Consider the following 18,265-nt stretch of genomic DNA (forward strand, 5'->3'; position numbering starts at 1 on the left):
GCGCTCCCGGGTGGGGAGCGTCTGTATGCCCTGTCACGTCCGGGCCAGACGACGCCGTTTCGATCCGCGCTCCCGGGTGGGGAGCGTCGAGGACCCCGAAACCCTGAGGTCTCAGGCTATTGTTTCGATCCGCGCTCCCGGGTGGGGAGCGTCGCTATGCCCGTCCAATCGGGTCGCTGATCAAGCTGTTTCGATCCGCGCTCCCGGGTGGGGAGCGTCCCGACCTTGCCACCATGACCGGTGATGAATGGGCGGTTTCGATCCGCGCTCCCGGGTGGGGAGCGTCACGTTTTGGGCCAGATGTTCGTCCGGTACGCCTTGTTTCGATCCGCGCTCCCGGGTGGGGAGCGTCAGGGAGACCTCGCCATAACCATCGGTTTGATGATGTTTCGATCCGCGCTCCCGGGTGGGGAGCGTCGTGATATCCACAGGCGGGCGCTCGCTTGGCTTGGGTTTCGATCCGCGCTCCCGGGTGGGGAGCGTCTCACGGGTGACATACTTCGATGGACGATACTGACGTTTCGATCCGCGCTCCCGGGTGGGGAGCGTCCGCTCGTTCCTTGCCGCTGTCATTGCAGCTGGTGGTTTCGATCCGCGCTCCCGGGTGGGGAGCGTCTCGCCTAACCTAATTACGCACCATCCCACACCGTGGTTTCGATCCGCGCTCCCGGGTGGGGAGCGTCAACACAATGCCAGCATCGATAATCGGGCGAGGAGTTTCGATCCGCGCTCCCGGGTGGGGAGCGTCATGCCCGGCGTGCATACGCTTTGCAAGGCAAGAAGTTTCGATCCGCGCTCCCGGGTGGGGAGCGTCCTTGGACATAACTTCATTCAACAGTGGGCTACTAAGTTTCGATCCGCGCTCCCGGGTGGGGAGCGTCCCGTTCTGCGACGTTGCTGCGGTGATCCTCGGTGTTTCGATCCGCGCTCCCGGGTGGGGAGCGTCCTGTGCGGTCCTGCGCGATGTCGTCCATGGCGTTGTTTCGATCCGCGCTCCCGGGTGGGGAGCGTCGTTGCAGGGTTGGGTGTTGAGAACGCGGAGGATTGTTTCGATCCGCGCTCCCGGGTGGGGAGCGTCCAGCACTTGCTCAGTCATATCCGGGGGTCGGTGTGTTTCGATCCGCGCTCCCGGGTGGGGAGCGTCTTGTATCAATCAACTTGCGAGAACCGGGCGAGTTGTTTCGATCCGCGCTCCCGGGTGGGGAGCGTCGGCAGCAAAGAGTGCAAGCCCACCGACAACAGCGGTTTCGATCCGCGCTCCCGGGTGGGGAGCGTCTCGTCTTACTTAGGTGTTTGGTTTTGACGGCACAAACGGGCGCGTTTTGCGAGCCTTGGCCTTTGCCCGCATTACCGGGCCGCCACAGCGAAACCGCTCTCAAAAAAGTTCAGCCATTTCAAAGAGCAGGGTCGTCTGCGAAACAACCGGGTTTTGTGCGGCCACTTACAGTTCGCAGGTGGCGTCAGAGAATCAGGGGCGCGTCGGGATCGATGGCAGGCTTTGCGCCGACATGCTCGACCCGCTTGCGCCACTCTCGACCCAGAAAGTAGAAGCGAAGACTGTCGCTGTCCATATCAATCGCCTCAAGCAGTGCCGCGCGCATCCGCGCCCACAGCGCCGGATCGACATCGCATTCGAACACCGAAAACTGCACCCGCTGCCCGTGATCTTCGCAAATCCGGGCAACACGCCGTAGCCTGCGCCGGCCAGCGGCATCCTGAGTGGACACGTCATAGGTGACGAGGACAAGCATCAGGTCCAGACCCACGCCGGATAGACATCAAGCTCGCCCCGCAGATGCCGTGCCAGCATCTGGGCCTGGATCTGCGGGAAGAGCCCCAGCGACGCCTTTTCGTTGAGGATGGGATGGCGCAGTTCCACCCGCTTGCGGGCCTGCCAGGCTTCGAGAACCGCCCGCCTCCCGGCCTCCGACAGCAGAACCGCACCCGTTTCCTGCCATTCGAAATCGCGTGGTCGAAGCTGTTTGCGGTTGAGCAGACTAAGCGCCACCCGGTCGGCGAGCGGAGCGCGAAACTCCTCGACCAGATCGAGAGCGAGCGACATGCGCCCCGGTCTGTCACGATGCAGAAATCCCATCTGCGGATCGAGGCCATGGCTTTCACACGCGGCGCGGCAGTCGAGCATTGCCAGCGCGTAAAGAAAGGACAGTAGCGCGTTGACCGGATCTCGCGGGGGCTGTCGATTGCGCCCGCTAAACTCGAAGCCTTCTACCCGGATGAGATGGGGAAAGGCGCTCCAATAGGCATGTGCACCCTCGCCCTCCCATCCCCGCACGGTGTCGAGATCGGCAGCATCAAGCGCCCGGCGCGCCGCGTCAGCGAGCCGGCGCTGGCTGTCGTCGATCCGTGGGGCCCCGGGTGCCTCGGGATAGTCCCTTAAGGCACGGCGCAGAAGTGCCCGCTGATTGGCAAGCTTCGCAGCGACCATGGCACGTGCGACTGGAAGGGCCGATTCCGACTCCCGCGTTGCATCGTGCTGCGCACGGCGAAGGAGCACGTTGCCTTGACACGGCCCGTCGACGCGCACCTGCAGCTTGCCGGAATAACTCAGTATGGCGAGCGAAATGCCCTCGCCAGCCGCAAAGCCCATCAGCGCTGGAGAGAGCGTGACCTGCCCGAAGCAGACGATGACGCCCAGCAGATGCGCCGGTGTCCGCGCTCGCACGGCTCCCTCGATTTCGACGACGACGGTTTGCCCGTCTTTGCGCAGATGCGCACCCTCGGTTGTGACATAAAGCGTATTGAGCAAACGCTTCATTCGGGCACCCCCGCTTTCGCGATCCTGCGGGCGAGCCAGGCGGCGCCAGGGCGCGAAGCATTCGGCGCACATAGCCCATAAAGCGAACATCCCTCACACCGCGCAGCATCGTAGATTGCAGGTGGTGCGTGCCCGCCGCTCAGCGCCTTGAAGGCCTCGTCCGCGATGCTTGCAGTGAGGCCGCGCAGTTGGCCGTCAAAGGTGACCGCCGTGCGCCGCTTGCGCGCACCATAGAAAAGCGCCCCCTCAGCCACCCGATGCCCGGTCATCTCTTCTAGGCAAATCGCCTGCGCACAAAGCTGAACCTCGTCGGCGCGATGAGCCTTCGGCCTTCCGCGCTTGTATTCGACAGGGTATGGAATTCCATCGTACAGTTCCACGACATCCGCAACACCATGAACCCGCAGCGTTTTCGAGGCGATTACCGCTGATCTTACGATCCGCTTGCCCTCCCGGCTTTCAGGCATTCCTTGATCGACCCGCTCATGCAAAACGCGGCCTTCCGCAGTTGCCCGGTTCTCCTCCCACAGCCGTTCGACATGGATCAGCGCGCACTGGCGCGGGCAAAACAGCCAGTGTTGAAGCGCCGAAAGGGGAATGCTCTCAGAACGGCTCGACAAGACTGACCCCGACGGGCAGCTCGGTGTCATCGACCTTGATCGCATAGTCGGCAAACGCACGTGCAGGCGGCCAATTGTGGAGGCGTGGGTCGCCGACCGGATAGGCATCCGCGCCGTTCACCCGCTCCACCGTTACCCGGTCGAACAGCCGATGCGCCTGCGCATTGCCGAGCGCGCTGTCATGCCGGAACACAACCAGCCGGCGCGCTGCCATGATCCCGCGCGCTGCCGAGCGGTCGAGGTCGAGCATACCGCGCAGCCCCGTCCACAGCAGCTCTAGATCTGCCTCCGAAAACCCGGTCTGCTGGGCGAGCTTTGCATTCACGAAACCATGCACGCGGTAAAGCCCATAGGGCACCACCGTCTTGCGACCCATCGTACGCTCTTTGTCACGATCCGCCTCGTTGGTGACGGACGAACGTGTGATAGAGACCTCCAGGGGCATGATCGTCTCTTCCGACCGCGCGAAGGAGAGCTGCACTGGCCCTCGCACCTGCCCTGCATTCACGCCGGTGGACATCACCGCACCAAAGGTGCGGATGTCCCAGAACTGGGAACACATCCAGTCGGTCAGCTGCTTGGCCTCCGCATCCTTCTTGGGCAGCTTGGAGTAGTCGCCCGCCTTCGCCGGCTCTAGACCGGTCGCCTCCCAGGCTTCAGCGTGCTTTTCGTTCAGCACGGCCCGTTCGGTGAAATAGATCCGGTGCGGTGCTGCGTTGTCATGCGCAGCGAGTACGTAGTTCCGCAGCTTGCGCTTGATGGAGACATCCGACATCAGCCCCCGGTTCGTCTCCGGGTCCATGCGCGGCATGTTGCCCGCATCGGGATCGCCGTTCGGGTTGCCATTCTCCACGTCGAGAAACAGAACGAAATCATAGCGGTTCTGAAGGCTCATGCGTCCTCTCCCTCTGTCTGAGCAATCTCAGGCTGGCCCGTTTCCGCCTTCCGGTAGAAGGCACGGTCCTGATGGTAAAATCCGATGAAGAACAGCGACTGTGCTTCCAGCGGAAGGGTCGCGGGCAAGTCCGCCCCGCCCCGCAACTCCATGATGTCAGCGATCGCGCGGTCAGCCCGAACTCCCGAGCCCGCCTTCGCGCCTCCTGCCTTGCGCAGGCTCGCGTGGTTGTGCTCGTAACCCCGCATCAGCACCGGAAACACGCGCGCCGGTGTGGCAGAGGCCGCACCCATAAATTTCTGCCGCAGTGAGGCGCCCCGTTCCTGATAGCTGCGCTCGGCATAGGCATAGGCGGCGAAGAGGCGCCCCAGCAGATAGGCCTCGTCCGCGCAGGTCTCATCCAGTGCCATGGGCACCTCCCTTTTGTAGTTCCGGATCAGCACGGCCCGCAGCATCGCCGCGCGCCGCCCGTCCATGTTGCCCACCTTCTTCGGATTCGGCTCGCCCTCAACCCGTAGACGGGCAAGGATGCCGCTCATCAGCGTCGCGGGATAATCGCACCCCGTCAGGATCGCGCGCATCAGCCCGCCCCCCAACGGCTTGGGAATGTTCTTCGCGTCCCGCTGTGCGGCCAGATCGTAGAGCAGCGCCCACGGCTTCGGCGGCATGCGCGCCCGGTCACGGGCAAAGGGCGAAGGCTCCACAGCGCATTCCGCCCAGAAGCGAGCGGCATTCCGCGCCAGATCGCCCATTGTCCCAGTGTGCCAGTACCGCACCGCCAGCCGCGCCGCATTGGGCGATAGGCCAAGAACGAAAACCCGCGTATCTTCACGCAGTGGTCCGGCCTCGCTCCCAGCAGCAAGCGCCTTCATCGCCTCGGCGAGTTCAGCTTCGCCGCGCCCGTCCTTCTGGTCCGCAACATCGCCCGTCAGAGCCAGAAGCGCTGCGTCCTCGGCACCAAGTTCGCCCTCGCCGCGCGCCCAAAAGGCGACGGTGTCATCACCAATGCGGATGCAGTTGCCAGATCCTTTGGCCAGAAGCGCGTTGAGCGCCGTACCATAGGCAAAGGCCGCATATTCCCCGACCGGCGCATTCTCACCCTGTTTCTTGCCATGAGATTCGTAGGCACTGTCATTGAAGGATACGAGCGCGGCGCCGGACCTTTGCGCCCCCATCACCCCTTTAATGGATGGATGGAGCCTGGCAACGGGTGCGGACTGCCCGGTGACAAGGCACATCGCCTTGTCATCCGCGCCGGCGCTCAGCAACGTCTTCGCCTCGGCCAGTTCATGAAGGAACGTCCCGCCCTCCGTGCGGAACACAAGATTCTGGTCAACGAGCGTCTCCGCATCCAAAGCGGTGAAGCCATCCGGATCCCACGTCTTGCAAAACCGCGCCAGAGCGATCATCGCCGGGTGCGTCGCCCCTTTCAGAAGCTCCAAATGTGCCGCTCGGAACGCCTCATGCTCCCGCGCGGTGCGCGCCCTCTGCCCCGGCCCGTCCTCCGTTCCGGTTATGCCAAGCGTATAGGCCGATTTGTCCCAGAACAGATTGGGCTTCACCCCTGCCGTCCGCTTTACGGCGGAGGGCACGTTCATGCGCCGAGGTTGCAGCTTGCCCTTTTGATCCGGCGCCATCAGCGGCGAGATGCTGTCGACCGTGCCGTCCTGGCGCAGCACGATTGCCCCGCCGATCTTCTCAGTCGAGAACCCGGGCGCGGCCCAGCCCTCCCGCTCCGCCCGCTGATCATAAAGAGCCACGAGTTCCTGAAGCACCGTCACGTCAGCGCCCCTTCCGCGTGACAGCCGCGCACGTCGATCACACCGCGTTCCATCCGTGCGCGGTAAAAGACCGACGCCCGTCCCACAGCATAGTCGATATCGTGCAGCATCCAGCCGAAATCTCGGTCCTGATCGGCTTCCGGCAGGCCGGTCGGCGGGATAGCCTCGACAAGTTCGAAATCGGCCGGGAACTCCCGCACGCCCAACGACGGCTGCTGAAAGCACTGTCCCTTAGCCGCCCGCCTGCAAAACATGTCGTGGTGCTTGGCAGGGCTATCGCCGCCCGCCTTGCTCGTCAACTCGAAATGCGCCTCGATCCCGTAGGCGACATCCCGCAGGCAAAGCATCGCCCGCTGCTGCCGATCCGTTTCGACGCTCAACCCCAGCTTCGACAGATCACCGTTCTTACGCGCGCTCTTCGCGGCTCCGACAGGGATCTTCGAGCCTACCTCGTTCCGTCGGATCGTCTCGAACTGGATAGGGTTGAGAACATGTATCCGGTCAACTACCCAGCGGATCGCCGGTTTCCAGTGGATCGCCTCAAGAATGCCGCGTGCTGCGGAGGGCGTCATGACGTCATAGCTGACCCGCTCCACCTTCATCTCGGGCCGGGTAAAACAGGCATTGCGCCCCCGGACCACCAGTTTGACACCGTATTGCATTTGATCCTCGCGTAATGCCGCCAGCCTAGACTCGCTGGCGGCGGAACGTCTGTGACAATTGTCACCCAGTCTATGTTTCGATCCGCAGGCCGCTTAAGGCCCAAAGTATCGAAAAGTCCACAGAACGACTTGGATGACCAACCGCAGAACCAGATGAAAGCTTAGAATGGCTCGTACTACTTCAATCCATCGCTCATAGTCGTTTTTGCGCATCTCGACCTCCGATGAACCTGAAGTGGGGACGGCAAAGCTTAGACGCAAGTTCATAGAATGGGCGCCCGTCAAATCACCATTCCACCGCTCACAATTCCCAGCCCTGCCTGTGCATCATAGTCTTGCAAATGCTCCAGCATCGCGAATTGCGGCCCGAATTCACCTTCCTCCCACCACTTGAGGTGCCCGGCTTGCCACAGCGCATCCCAGAGCGAGTACGGCACGGACACCGTATGCGGCTGAAAGGCCCGCGCGACCGTCCCCGGCTTTCTGAACCGCAGCTTATCAAGTTCATCTGAACCGATCCCGTATTCCCCGTCGCGGATCACCACACTTTTCTGCCCATCCGGGATTAGGCGGAACGCCGCCTCGATATCTTCGTATGGCACCCTTCCCTTGCATTTCGCCAGCGCATGCAAGATGCCATTCAGCCCTGCTACCTCTGCCGCATCGAGCGCGTCCGGCCCGTATTGGTCCCAGAGATCGCGGAAATAGGCCGTCACCGCAGCTCGCGACAGTGGATCATCCGTTGTCGCCATCACCCGGCGCGCCGTCTCTGCAAACTGCTTCACCGCAGGCGGCGGATCGACCTCCGGGGCGAAAACCTCGACCAGCCCAAGCTCGCCAAGCTCCCCATTGCGGTTGCACCGCCCGGCGGCCTGCGCAATCGAGTCTATTCCCGCCTCCGCGCGCAAAACGCGCGGAAAGCTGATATCCACCCCGGCCTCGATCAGCGAAGTCGATACTAGCCGCACGGGCTGACCCGCCGCCAACAGCGCCCGCACATCCTGCAGCACGGCCCTGCGATGGGCGGCCGTCATCAGCGTGCTCAGATGCCTCGCACTTGGCTGTTCACGGATCGCATCGAAAAGGCGCCGCGCCTGTGCTCGATTGTCCACGATGACGAGCACCTGCTCGACGCAAAGCAACCGCTCAGCAACTTCGCTATCGCTCAGCGCACCCACATTGCGCACCTCGACCCGTTTGAGCACATCATAAAGCCGGTCCGGTTCCGGCGCGATCTCCCGCACATCCTGCAGAGCTTCGGAAGCCGGAAAACCATCGGACTTCGTCAGCGCCGGCTGCGTGGCAGTACAAAGCACCACACTTGCACCATAGGCCCCACTGAGCTCGCGGATCGCTGCAAGACAGGGCCGAAGAAACGGCAACGGCAGGCTTTGCGCCTCATCCAGAATGATGACCGACTGGGCCAGATTGTGCAGTTTGCGACACCGCCTCTTGCGCGCGGCGAACATACTTTCGAAAAACTGCACACCCGTGGTCACGATGACCGGGCGATTCCAGCTGATCGTGCCGCTGCGCCGCTGTTCGCGCTCGTCCTCGTTCATCGCGCTATCGTCGAAGCTCGCGTGATGCTCCAGCACGGCATCTGACCCCAAGACTTCGCGAAACACGCTGGCAGTTTGTTCAACGATCGAGGTATAGGGCACAACGTAGACGATGCGCCGCAGCCCGTGTTGCGCCGCGTGTTCCAGCCCAAAACCCAGCGAGGCAAGCGTCTTGCCGCCTCCCGTCGGAACCGTCAGCGTAAATAATCCCGGTGTCGCCTGTGCCGATTGCAGCGCGTGTTCCAGCACCTCGGCTCGCAGGACATTGATTGCTGATGGAGTTGCCTGCCCGGCGACCGCCCTCATATGCCGATTAAACGCCGCGCGCATATCGTCCGACAGCCGGTCCGGCACGGATGGGAGGCCTTTTCCATCGACCTCGTGGTAGAATGCGCCCGTCTCCCGATCATCGGCATCCGTCAAGCAGGAATAGATCATCCGGACGAAAAATTGCAGGCTGAACGAAAACGTGTCGCGATTGTGGGGAAACCCCGTCGGCACAGTTGGCCGTGACGGCGCGCACCAACCGGGCAGTGGAATATCCGCCGCGGCAGCAAGGCGCCTGTCCAGCCGTTCGGGGTTCGGCAAAGCTCCGTGGTGTCCAGCGATCGCGGGTCTCAAAGCCAAGCCGAGAGGACCGAGCTCTGCGAGCCGAAGGGCACCCTCGGCCGAATGAGTGACATCGTTGCGCTCGCCCGCAAGCTTTCGCTGAAATCCCGGTTTTGCCTTGCCGAGATCATGCAGCAGCGCCACAGCTGCCGCGGCTGGGCCCGCCCCAAAAGATGCAGCCATCGTCTCTGCTGTCTTTGCCACGCGCAAAGAGTGTTCTTCGAGCGTTTCCCATTCCGTGACCGGCTGGCCCTCGACAGAATGAGCGAAAATCGGATCTTCCATTATACCAACACCTCGGCCACATCAGGCGCCCGCCCCAGCGCCGTCTCAATCCGCTCGGTCCATTTCGGCCCCCTGCCGCGCGCGTCCGCCAGCGCCTCGGCGATTTCGTTGGGCCGATCCTTGGCCAGCGCCCGGATCAACAGCCGCGCCTGCGCCACGTCCTTCGCAGCCTTCAGGCGGTCCTGCCCCGTGCGCCGCGTGCTCACGATCAGCTTGTGGATGGCAAAGCGCTCGGGCCGCGGCACCTGCACCAGCACGCCCGAGCGATAAAGCCCCGCCGCCGGGATCCGGTCCGCAATCAGGTAGTTGAGGTAGCGCAGCGCCTGCGCCCGCACCTCCAGCGCCGCGAGCGGGCGCACCTCCTCCTCGCCGCAGGCCGGGGTCAGAAACTCGACCAGCGCTCTGCCCCGCGTCTGCCGCCAGCGCCATGCCTCGCGGTTGTCGAGCGTCGGCATCGGCTCGAAATCTAACTCGGCCAGCACATCCGCGAGCCGAGGCTCCGCCCGGTCATCGAGCGCGAGGCTCAACCGCTCGAAGCTCGCGATGTCAAGGTCGCCGGTCATCGCCACATGGTCCGCGCGCAGGCGCAGCCCCAACTCGCCTTCATAGAGCCGGAACGCCTGCGTCCCCACCACCGTCCCGCCGAGGCGAAAGGCCCCTGCCCCGGCCATCGCGCCGAGCAGCGGGCTGGTCGCATGGTCGAGGCTCATCAGCCTATCCGCTCGCAAGAGCCGCACCAGCCGCGACCGCTCCGCCGCGCGCGCCTTGGCATCTTCGCGCAACGCGTCCAAGCGCTCGAACCGCGCGAGCAGCTGCGGCGTCTCCTGCCCGATATAGGCTTTGCGCACGTCCGAGCCGACGCGGTAGCTGTCATACCAGTAGGTCCGCCCGCCCCGCTTCTGTGGCGTAGGCGTGCCGCGCAGCCCGCTCACTACCTCGTCGAGCAGTAGCCGAAGCAGGTCGTGAAAAGCAATCTGGGCAATCTGGGAGTGTCGCTCGATGGCCATGCTCAACGCTCTTCACCTCTATTGAACATACCGCATTTCCCATGCTCAACAAATGCGAAATCGGTTGAGCACAAAATCAGTCAACACCCTCGATCCGCACAGAGTTCAAGCCGCGTGTTCACGCAGCCTCAGCGATCGTCCTCGCAGATGCGTAGCGATGTGCCGAGCGTGAAAGGCCGTCGGTGGTTGAACATGAAGCTCACCCTCGACCGCCTCTCCGCGCCTGTCCTTTGAATCCGACCTGTCGGCTTGGAAAGCAGCTTTTACGCTGCTTGATAAGCGCAATGCCGAGGAGGAGCTCGTCGAAGCGCGTGATCTTGAGGTCGGCGATTTGGGAGAGTAGCCATGTCAGCCACGCTTGTTGGTCTACGTTGTCGAGCTTGGCGGTCTCAATGACGGTAATGGCGCTTGCCATGGCTTTGCCGCCGCCCTCGGAGCATGCAAACATCAAGTTTTTCCGGCCGATGGCGAAGGGTTTGACCGCGCGCCCTGATGTATTTTGTCGAGCTCAAGGTGGCCGTTCTTGAGATATGGCCGCGCCTTTGGCAACCGGGCAAGGGCGCAGTGGATGGCTTACGCCATATGGAGTTGGAGTTGGAGTTGGAGTTCCCCCGGTTTGATGGACACTTTTTCACTGATGAAGGAGAGTGTTTTTCATGCCGAGAACGAGGACCCCGTACCCGACGGAATTTAGGGAACAATTGGTTGGGCTGGCGCGAGCTGGTCGCAGTGTTGAAAGTCTTGCGCGGGAATATGAGCCCTGCGCTGCAACGATCCATGACTGGGTTAAGCAGGCCGGTGCCGACGATGGTGACCGCGTTGACCGCCTGACCAGCACGGAAATGGAAGAACTGCGTCAGCTTCACAAAGAAGTCAGGCAACTCCGCCAAGAGCGGGACATCTTATCAAAGGCCGCGGCTTGGTTTGCACAAAACGACGTGACATCGCGGAGGTCTTCAAGTTCATGACCGCGAACCAAGCCGAGTATTCGATCCAGATGATGTCACGTACTTTGGACGTGTCCCGCAGCGGTTTCTATGCCTACCACAGCCGCCCGCCCAGTGCCCGGCAGGTTGCCGATGACGCGCTCACCGACCGGATCGCCACCATCCATGAAGCATCAAAGCAGACCTATGGCGCGCCGCGCATTCACGCTGAACTGGCGGAAGATGGCATCCAAGTCGGCCGCAAGCGCATCGAGCGTCTGATGAAAGCCAAGGGCTTGAGGGGCGTCAGCCGCCGCAAATTCGTTGTGACCACTGAACGCGATCCGCGCGCCCGACCTGCAAGTGATCTGGTTGACCGGAACTTCTATGCGGATGCGCCGAATATGCTTTGGGTTGCCGACATCACTTATGTGCCGACCTGGGCAGGCTTTCTGTATCTGGCCGTCGTTCTGGATGCCTTCAGCCGCCGGATCATTGGCTGGGCTATGGGCAACGACCAGAAGGCGCAGCTTGTCATCGACGCGATGAATATGGCCGTCACACAGCGCAAGCCCGACAGCGTCATTCACCATAGCGATCAGGGATCGCAATATACATCGGTGGCGTTTGGCTTGCGCTGCAAAGAAATGGGCGTGCGCCCTTCGATGGGGTCGGTTGGCGATTGCTATGACAACGCAATGTGCGAAAGCTTCTTCGCCACGCTCGAATGCGAACTGCTGGACCGTCGGAAGTTCAAGACCAAAGCGGAGGCTCGCGTTGCCTGCTTCGAGTTTATTGAAGGATGGTACAACCCCTCGCGTCGTCACTCAGCCTTGGGTTACAAGTCACCGGTCAACTACGAAAGGACTGCCGCTGAAGGGCTGGAATCTCTAAGCCCATAACCGTCCACAAAACCGGGGGAACTCCAACTCCATTGCTGTAGCTTGGACACCTAGGGACGAATTGCCTTGGCACTTTCGGGCCAAGGATTTGCCAACGTTCAAGCACCTCAATGAAACTTGGAACGCGCACCCCAATGACGCGCGCCTTCGCATTGAACACAATAGTCATGCGTTAATGATCCACTTGCGACCAAATCCCTACTCGTATCGTAAATACGAGCACGTATCTTCAATCACATTAACGTTCTCAGGCTGCCGGCTGTATCGTCTAACTTCGTTAAATGATCATGGCTGGTACGACGGCCAATGTCGTTTCAGCGGACTCGCTCCGTCCTGGGGGGAGTTCTACGAAATAACTGGCGAAACAAGAGACGACCTCGACCCCACTCCCTGGATAAAGATGAGCGGATCCGGAGCAAGGCATTTTCACTTCTATCTGCGAGACCAAACCCTCGAAGTCAAAGCGCAGGATTGGTCGTTGGACCCCAAAAGCTGATGTCTGGCTTTCATTCTTAGTTCGTGCCACCGTGTTGAAGCTCATTGCCAGGTGCTGAGGGATGTTTCATGATCGCACTGCGGGGGGCGACCATAATTTGGGAGCCAGATCATGAAAACCAGTCTCAAGAATATTGTATCGAAGAACCTTCCACTTCTTCGCCGGATCACGCCGTACGTGGGGCCTCAAGATGATGCAAAGACGGTTCTGAAACGAATTAAGGATGCGGGCACCATCACGATTTCTGAACCAGACAAGGTGACCGAAGCCTTGCAGGTTACTTTCACGATTAAATCAGCAATGGCGGTCACCAAAGGCGCGGATTTAGACGAGATCGTTAGTCTTCTCACGACTGCCACAAACGGGTCTGTTGCTGCCATTGGAACCAGCCTTGCTGGGGATATGTCAGCTGCCAACGGAATTGCCGGAGCAAGTGTGCGGGCACTCAAACGTATCATGGCTAAAACCAGCACTAGCGACAACGACACGTTGCAGATCCCCTTGACGCAGATCCAGCGCGCAAAGGGGACGCCAGCGAAGCTTGAGATGACTGCGCTCGTGAATGGATGGACACGTACGAATGATTGGGACAGCGACGAAGTCGCATATTTTGGACATCAAGCACGCCTCGGCCGTGCGCGCGGGAAGCTAGTGCCTCAAGAGAACGTCGGGAAACAGATGAGCATTGCCTTTTCAAATACCCGCTCTGAGGTCACGACAAAAACAAAGGCGCGCTCAATATCAGCCGATGTCGACATGGAGTGGAAGATGAGCACCGATGGAGCCTGGACACATGACACCGTGTCACTGGTTCAAATCGACAACGTCGTAGTCAACATCGCCTATGTGTGAGTGAGCTTCGCGCAACAACTACCGTTTCGTTGAGCGATTGGGATTGGGATTGGGATTGGACGCCCGGTGTCGAACGAAAACTAGTTCGATGACCCAATCTCATGCGCCATTCTGACCGACCGGCCAACAGACTTGCATCGTTGGTCGGTCTTCGATCGGCTCAACTCACACTCACCTGGGAGGCTTGCTCGTGCACGTTAGAGTCCTGTTCGGTCGCCAAACATCAATCTACCCACCACTGACTAACTTCAAGGCGCCGTCAGGCGATATCTTCCAAAGACGCACCGGGACTATGGGCGCGCCTTAAAAGGTCTTGGCGTCTCTTACTCGATCCTTTGGAGCCGTTCAGCAGGACCAGTTCTCGCTTTGTAAAACCGAAAGAGCCGAAAGTTCCATCAATCCACGCTTTCTCAATCGCCGCTGTGTAACCCAGTTCCTGCATTTCGTCGGAACGTGCGCCGGCAGGCACAAGCAAGATCCCAGTTCTCGATCGTTGCAGCGACTTTTCAGGATCGTCGAGTTGATCATATGCCCATCCCCACGACCAAACACGATCTATCCACCCTTTGGTCATCGCGGGCATTCCCCACCAGAAAAGCGGGAAGACAAAGCCGATTGCGTCAGCGCGACCAATGCGATCTTGCTCCGCCAATATGTCGTCCGGAACTTGACCTGAACGGCCACTTTCAATGTCAGCCAATGACCAGCGCGGGTCAAAGTTCTCGGCGTGTAGGTCAGCCAATTCGGTTGTGTGTCCGGCCGTTTCTGCTCCGGCACAAAATTCTCTGGCAATGGCTGAGCTAAAGGAATTTGTATCGGGGTGATCAAGGATGGTTAGTACGTGCATTTTAAGGCCAGGGTCGTTTCTAAGTTAGTTACCAGCAATCAAATAGTTTTTGGGATGTATTTGCGCCAAGGATAAACCACCGAATTGCGAAGGCTGCATCGCCGCGAATGGCAGGTATGGAGAACTCCGGCGCAACACTCACTTCCCTGCCCCAAGGTCGGCTAAGGGCCGAGATAAATGGCCCGCTCCAAAGTGATCACACCAATACTGCTGTGCCACCAACGTCTCGAATGAGCCCATATCTCCCAAATGCCACGCTACGCTTGGATGTCCGCATTCGCTCGGCGTTGCTACACTAGGTTTACTTCGTGCGCCTCCCAGAACCGGGGCGGTTCTAGCTTCTTCGACAGATGGTCAATCACAGCTTCGGGCACGGCATCTGGTCGATCCCTGTTCTGACGCCGCAGTTGGTCTGGGCTCGGTTCGAGATAGACAATCTCCACGCGTGCACCATAGTCACGCAGTAGCCGCAGAACCCTGGACCGGTTCTGTCGGGTCACATTGGTAGCGTTCCAAACAAAATCACGCCCGGCCCGCAGGTGCTCGCGCGCGCGTTCATGCGCAGCCTGGATGACCTGGCCTTGATTATCAGTCGCAGACACGCCTAGTTCATCTCGGATCAAATCAAGGCTGACGACAGGATGTTCTGGGCGGTGTTTCCCGATCCAGGTATCCTTCCCTGCACCAGGCAAACCGGACATGACGGTAACCGTACAAGGGAACGCCTCGTGGGCCTCATATTGCGGGTCTCGGTCTTCCAACTCAAAGAAGGCAACCCGGCTTTCGTCATTGGCGAAGTCAAATTGCTGATCCCAACAGTTGGCCTCTTGGAAGGTCAATGCGGCGAGGCTCACACTCTCCAAGATGGATTGCTGGTGCTCACATTTGCGACCGATGGCGTCGGCCTTGGCATGAAGGCAGAGGTGATCCGGCCTGCACCGCCAGGATGTCTCAATCGCCATACGGTTTGGATCAGGCCGCTCGATCAGCCAGAATGGTAGTTGATGGTGGGCGATGATCCCGCACAGGGCTTCGCGCCAGGCAAACGGCGACCCCGCATACCACAGTAGTTCCCGTGCAATGGATGCACCTAGACGGGAATGACCTCTGGAAGTTATGCGCCCGTCATCCTCATGCTTTGTAACGGCAGGCTTGCCGACATCATGCAGGACAGCAGCCCAGAACAGATTGGTTCGGTCTACATCGGGAAGACCTTGCCAATCGGCATCCGCCACCAGAGCCTCGACCACCATTCGTGTGTGCGTGCCGACATTGCCTTCGGCATGGTGGATCGGGTCCTGCGGGCAGATGTCGAGGATGCCAAGCTCTGGCCATAGCGACCAAATCCCGCCCCAATCCACCTGCCAGACTGGACCGTTTGGAACCAAAGCCAGCAGGTGGTCATGGGTGACGACGTTTTGGACGGGTTTACGCATCGTAGGCCCCCTCCACACCCAGCGAGGGTGCAAAGATGTCGACGCCCTCGGCCAAGCCGTTGGGCAGGATCGGACGGTCATGCCAGTGCCCGTCAGCCGCCTCAATCGCCTGTAAGAAGTCAGCACGGACGAACTTGAAGCGGTCCTCCACGTGGTCCGTATTTTCTTGCTTCAGATAGAGCCCCTCGGCCAGATCACTGTCCTCTGTCTGCTGATCAACCATGTCGGGACGGCTACAAGACCGTTCGGCTGCCTGTGCCAGTGAGTCACGCCAGTCTTCCGATTTGTACGGTGAAGGCCGGGTCAGGCTGACCAGTTGGTCAACAGACCTGACTTCGCCGGTATGGACGACGGGCACCGGCATGATCGGCAATCCGGTCAGCAAAGCCCGACGAGCCGCTGTGCTGAGAAAATGGCCGGTGTCCCGGTCCAGCACATCGAACTCCATGAAGTAATGCGGCAGCTGGTCATAGAACACGGTGTGTTTGGCATGCATCCACTCGCCATACATGACGAAGCGGTGCCCCAGCACAGAGCGCAGGACATGTGCATGGGCCGCCGCCCAGGTCTTCAGCAAAGAGAAGTGACGTTCGCGGCCACCGCCAGTCAGATAATGCCCGCGGCTCTGCAGCAGCAGCTTGCCATTCGCGTCAAAAGACACAGCAGAGTTGGCCCCGTCGAGCTTTTCTTCGACAAGCAGGGGCTGACCTGAAAGCTCTTTGATTGGTTTGTCATCCGCCATATCGCCAACCTGAAGGCGCGAACCTTCAATGTGCCGCGTACGCGGGTATTTCTGAATATCCATAACAGTCTCACGATGTATCGCTTGGTCGCACAAAACCACCCGGCAGGATTTGTCGGGGTGTAGGTTTGATTATGTGCGCTGCGATTACATCGGACTTCCGTGGGGCTCGGGGTTGAGACAGGCAGCCCGATTAACGTTGGCAAAAGCAAAAATCAACAGCGGACATTCAAAGTCGCAATCGATTTGTCAGCTTTGTCCCGCACAGCGCAATCGGGAACAAGGTCCCAGCTGCGCTGATGAAATTGCCAGACGCGTCCAGCCCGTCTGTGTGATCAAAGTGCGGAAAATCTAACCCCGAGCGGGGACACTTCGGGTAGCACAGCACAGCCATATCCGCCCCTGAAAATGGTGTTGTTCCAGCGAAAGAGACCACCAGCTCATTCGTTCTAGAATTCTGGAAGGCCGCGGCAGCAAATCCACTCTCCGAGTTTCGAGTATGACTTACTATGCTCCATTCATCCGCCGTGGAGGTGGGAACACCTGACAATCGCCACTGATCGACAACGGTGTCTTCGTAGGAACCATCCGCCATCTGCGCATATAAATTGTAAGGTGTCATTCGGTGGATCACTCTGTTTCAACAAAAACTTGATTGAGAGGAACTCTGCACGAGTCAAAAGTTCTACACAACAGGAGAGAGCTTACTCCGCGGAAACTCGCCAAGGGATATTTAGGAACGTAGTTCAGGATGTAATATTGCCTTCCATTGGAAATGTAGTTTCTGCTGTAATATGAGCAGACCTCAAACCTATAAATATACAACAATCGGACGGCCCTACACGGCCCGAATCCGTCGTCGGATATGCTGTCGGGAAAATTGTATTGTAGGGCTGCGAGACGCCTGTGCTGATCAGAAACCGTCAATACTGTGTGCTTTACAGCGAAGTCGCACAACAACAAAAATATCAGAAGGGAAAGCACTAATTTTATCGATTTGATAGGCAATAGAAGTATTCCACTTGTCTGCGGACTCAGTGATCTCGCACCTTAACTTTCCCGAAATCCCTTTGGGACGCAACGCTGTTGTATGGGCTACGAACCCATGTGTAACGCCCCTTCCGGCGCTATTCCTTCGAATGGCGACGCCCCTCGTATGTGCCTGCGCCGGAGTCACTTGGCACATTTTGAAGCGCGCCCGACATAGGTGAAAGCCATGGCTCTCTACTAGCATACTTTCATCGCCCGGCAGGACATCTCGACCGCTCAGGCCGAGGGCCTGAGCGAGCATCTTCCGCTGTGCTGACTGACAATGGCGGCTCCGTCTCCGAGACCGAATACTGGGGTCTCAAGACGATGGCGTACAAGATCAACAAGAACCGCAAGGGCCACTACGCCTATATGCGGTCCGATGCGCCGTCCGCCGCCGTGCAAGAGATGGAGCGTCTGATGCGTCTGCATAAGGACGTGATGCGCGTTCTGACCGTCCGCGTGGACGACCACGAGGAAGACCCGTCCACCGTCATCCAGGCCAAGAACGCCCGTGACGAGCGCGGCCCGCGCCGCGATTGATCTGAGAGCAGCTAGAAAGCCGATCGCTCATGCCGCCCCCCCCAATGTCCGCTAATGGGATGCTGCGCTGCGGCACCATCGCGCGCGATGAACGGCAGCTAAGGGCCGGCATCTCCTGACGGAGCTCAGCGATTTGCCTTATGGCGCTGTGCAGCTAATGGCCGGAGAGAGCCCAAAACCTACCGTAATTCTGCAAGGCGGCGAATGTCGGTTTTGCGGAGTTGCTTTAACCGCTATTAGCGAGCGCTCGAAGGATCATTTCACATTGCCGCTCGACCGACGCAGCGATTGGTTG

Annotated in this window: 14 protein-coding genes, 1 pseudogene and 1 CRISPR repeat array (1 of these 16 running past the window's edge); of the genes and pseudogenes, 3 read left to right on the forward strand and 12 right to left on the reverse strand. The window is 59.9% G+C overall.

All coding sequences use genetic code 11. From position 1 onward, the window contains the following. A CRISPR array of direct repeats spans positions 1–1,276; the repeat unit is 32 nt; unit sequence GTTTCGATCCGCGCTCCCGGGTGGGGAGCGTC; it begins 539 nt to the left of the window's first position. Positions 1,277–1,460: 184 nt separating this feature from the next. From cas2 to POI8812_RS17795, 9 genes are all read right to left on the reverse strand, one after another. Continuing rightward, positions 1,461–1,751 (reverse strand): CRISPR-associated endonuclease Cas2, encoded by a 291-nt coding sequence (gene cas2, locus POI8812_RS17360; RefSeq protein ID WP_108783907.1) that lies wholly within the window; start codon positions 1,749–1,751, stop codon positions 1,461–1,463. Further along, the gene (cas1c, locus tag POI8812_RS17365; protein WP_108783895.1) at positions 1,751–2,776 is read right to left on the reverse strand and encodes a type I-C CRISPR-associated endonuclease Cas1c; all 1,026 of its coding nucleotides are present in this window, start codon (positions 2,774–2,776) and stop codon (positions 1,751–1,753) included. Before cas1c ends, cas2 begins: the two co-directional genes overlap by 1 nt. Beyond that, a complete protein-coding gene (gene cas4, locus POI8812_RS17370) occupies positions 2,773–3,396 on the reverse strand; it encodes a CRISPR-associated protein Cas4 (protein ID WP_245895460.1) in 624 nt (207 codons plus the stop codon). Before cas4 ends, cas1c begins: the two co-directional genes overlap by 4 nt. Next, positions 3,380–4,291 carry a type I-C CRISPR-associated protein Cas7/Csd2 gene (gene cas7c, locus POI8812_RS17375; protein ID WP_108783897.1) on the reverse strand — a complete coding sequence of 304 codons (912 nt, stop codon included), beginning with the start codon at positions 4,289–4,291 and terminating at the stop codon, positions 3,380–3,382. The genes cas4 and cas7c overlap by 17 nt, the downstream gene beginning before the upstream one ends. Then, the gene (gene cas8c, locus POI8812_RS17380) at positions 4,288–6,072 is read right to left on the reverse strand and encodes a type I-C CRISPR-associated protein Cas8c/Csd1 (protein WP_162845019.1); all 1,785 of its coding nucleotides are present in this window, start codon (positions 6,070–6,072) and stop codon (positions 4,288–4,290) included. Before cas8c ends, cas7c begins: the two co-directional genes overlap by 4 nt. Further along, positions 6,069–6,734: a type I-C CRISPR-associated protein Cas5c gene (cas5c, locus tag POI8812_RS17385; RefSeq protein ID WP_108783899.1), complete on the reverse strand. Its 666-nt coding sequence runs from the start codon at positions 6,732–6,734 to the stop codon at positions 6,069–6,071. Before cas5c ends, cas8c begins: the two co-directional genes overlap by 4 nt. A gap of 281 nt (positions 6,735–7,015) precedes the next feature. Further along, a complete protein-coding gene (locus tag POI8812_RS17390) occupies positions 7,016–9,190 on the reverse strand; it encodes a CRISPR-associated endonuclease Cas3'' (protein ID WP_108783900.1) in 2,175 nt (724 codons plus the stop codon). Continuing rightward, positions 9,190–10,197 (reverse strand): nucleotidyltransferase family protein, encoded by a 1,008-nt coding sequence (locus POI8812_RS17395; RefSeq protein WP_108783901.1) that lies wholly within the window; start codon positions 10,195–10,197, stop codon positions 9,190–9,192. The genes POI8812_RS17390 and POI8812_RS17395 overlap by 1 nt, the downstream gene beginning before the upstream one ends. 199 nt (positions 10,198–10,396) lie before the next feature. Then, positions 10,397–10,645 carry a transposase domain-containing protein gene (locus POI8812_RS17795; protein WP_211310433.1) on the reverse strand — a complete coding sequence of 83 codons (249 nt, stop codon included), beginning with the start codon at positions 10,643–10,645 and terminating at the stop codon, positions 10,397–10,399. 208 nt (positions 10,646–10,853) lie between these two features. Here POI8812_RS17795 and POI8812_RS17405 point away from each other — a divergent pair. Next, positions 10,854–12,025, forward strand: a protein-coding gene (locus POI8812_RS17405; RefSeq protein ID WP_108783902.1) for an IS3 family transposase whose coding sequence is annotated in 2 segments (ribosomal slippage) — positions 10,854–11,103 and positions 11,103–12,025 — 1,173 coding nt in all. Because the reading frame shifts where the segments join, the coding sequence is not laid out codon by codon here. A gap of 607 nt (positions 12,026–12,632) precedes the next feature. Continuing rightward, the gene (locus tag POI8812_RS17410) at positions 12,633–13,373 is read left to right on the forward strand and encodes a hypothetical protein (protein WP_108783903.1); all 741 of its coding nucleotides are present in this window, start codon (positions 12,633–12,635) and stop codon (positions 13,371–13,373) included. 259 nt (positions 13,374–13,632) lie between these two features. Here the strand turns inward: POI8812_RS17410 and POI8812_RS17415 are convergent, their stop codons facing one another. From POI8812_RS17415 to POI8812_RS17425, 3 genes are all read right to left on the reverse strand, one after another. Further along, entirely contained in the window at positions 13,633–14,220 is a 588-nt protein-coding gene (locus POI8812_RS17415) for an NAD(P)H-dependent oxidoreductase (RefSeq protein ID WP_108783904.1), read from the reverse strand. 290 nt (positions 14,221–14,510) lie between these two features. Further along, complete coding sequence (locus POI8812_RS17420; RefSeq protein ID WP_108783905.1) at positions 14,511–15,656, reverse strand: AAA family ATPase; 1,146 nt, start codon at positions 15,654–15,656, stop codon at positions 14,511–14,513. Beyond that, a complete protein-coding gene (locus POI8812_RS17425; protein WP_108783906.1) occupies positions 15,649–16,461 on the reverse strand; it encodes an RNA ligase family protein in 813 nt (270 codons plus the stop codon). The genes POI8812_RS17420 and POI8812_RS17425 overlap by 8 nt, the downstream gene beginning before the upstream one ends. A 1,177-nt stretch (positions 16,462–17,638) precedes the next feature. Between POI8812_RS17425 and rpsF the strand changes: the two are divergent. Beyond that, positions 17,639–17,970, forward strand: a pseudogene (rpsF, locus tag POI8812_RS17430) (30S ribosomal protein S6). The last annotated feature ends 295 nt before the right edge of the window (positions 17,971–18,265 follow it).

Source organism: Pontivivens insulae (genome assembly GCF_900302495.1).
GTDB classification, from domain to species: Bacteria; Pseudomonadota; Alphaproteobacteria; order Rhodobacterales; family Rhodobacteraceae; genus Pontivivens; species Pontivivens insulae.

Coding starts and splice junctions, on each gene's coding strand:
- cas2 (WP_108783907.1), bottom strand. CDS start 1,751: ATGCTTGTCCTCGTCACCTATGACGTGTCCACTCAGGATGCCGCTGGC.
- cas1c (WP_108783895.1), bottom strand. CDS start 2,776: ATGAAGCGTTTGCTCAATACGCTTTATGTCACAACCGAGGGTGCGCAT.
- cas7c (WP_108783897.1), bottom strand. CDS start 4,291: ATGAGCCTTCAGAACCGCTATGATTTCGTTCTGTTTCTCGACGTGGAG.
- cas5c (WP_108783899.1), bottom strand. CDS start 6,734: ATGCAATACGGTGTCAAACTGGTGGTCCGGGGGCGCAATGCCTGTTTT.
- POI8812_RS17390 (WP_108783900.1), bottom strand. CDS start 9,190: ATGGAAGATCCGATTTTCGCTCATTCTGTCGAGGGCCAGCCGGTCACG.
- POI8812_RS17395 (WP_108783901.1), bottom strand. CDS start 10,197: ATGGCCATCGAGCGACACTCCCAGATTGCCCAGATTGCTTTTCACGAC.
- POI8812_RS17795 (WP_211310433.1), bottom strand. CDS start 10,645: ATGTTTGCATGCTCCGAGGGCGGCGGCAAAGCCATGGCAAGCGCCATT.
- POI8812_RS17410 (WP_108783903.1), top strand. CDS start 12,633: ATGAAAACCAGTCTCAAGAATATTGTATCGAAGAACCTTCCACTTCTT.
- POI8812_RS17415 (WP_108783904.1), bottom strand. CDS start 14,220: ATGCACGTACTAACCATCCTTGATCACCCCGATACAAATTCCTTTAGC.
- POI8812_RS17420 (WP_108783905.1), bottom strand. CDS start 15,656: ATGCGTAAACCCGTCCAAAACGTCGTCACCCATGACCACCTGCTGGCT.
- POI8812_RS17425 (WP_108783906.1), bottom strand. CDS start 16,461: ATGGATATTCAGAAATACCCGCGTACGCGGCACATTGAAGGTTCGCGC.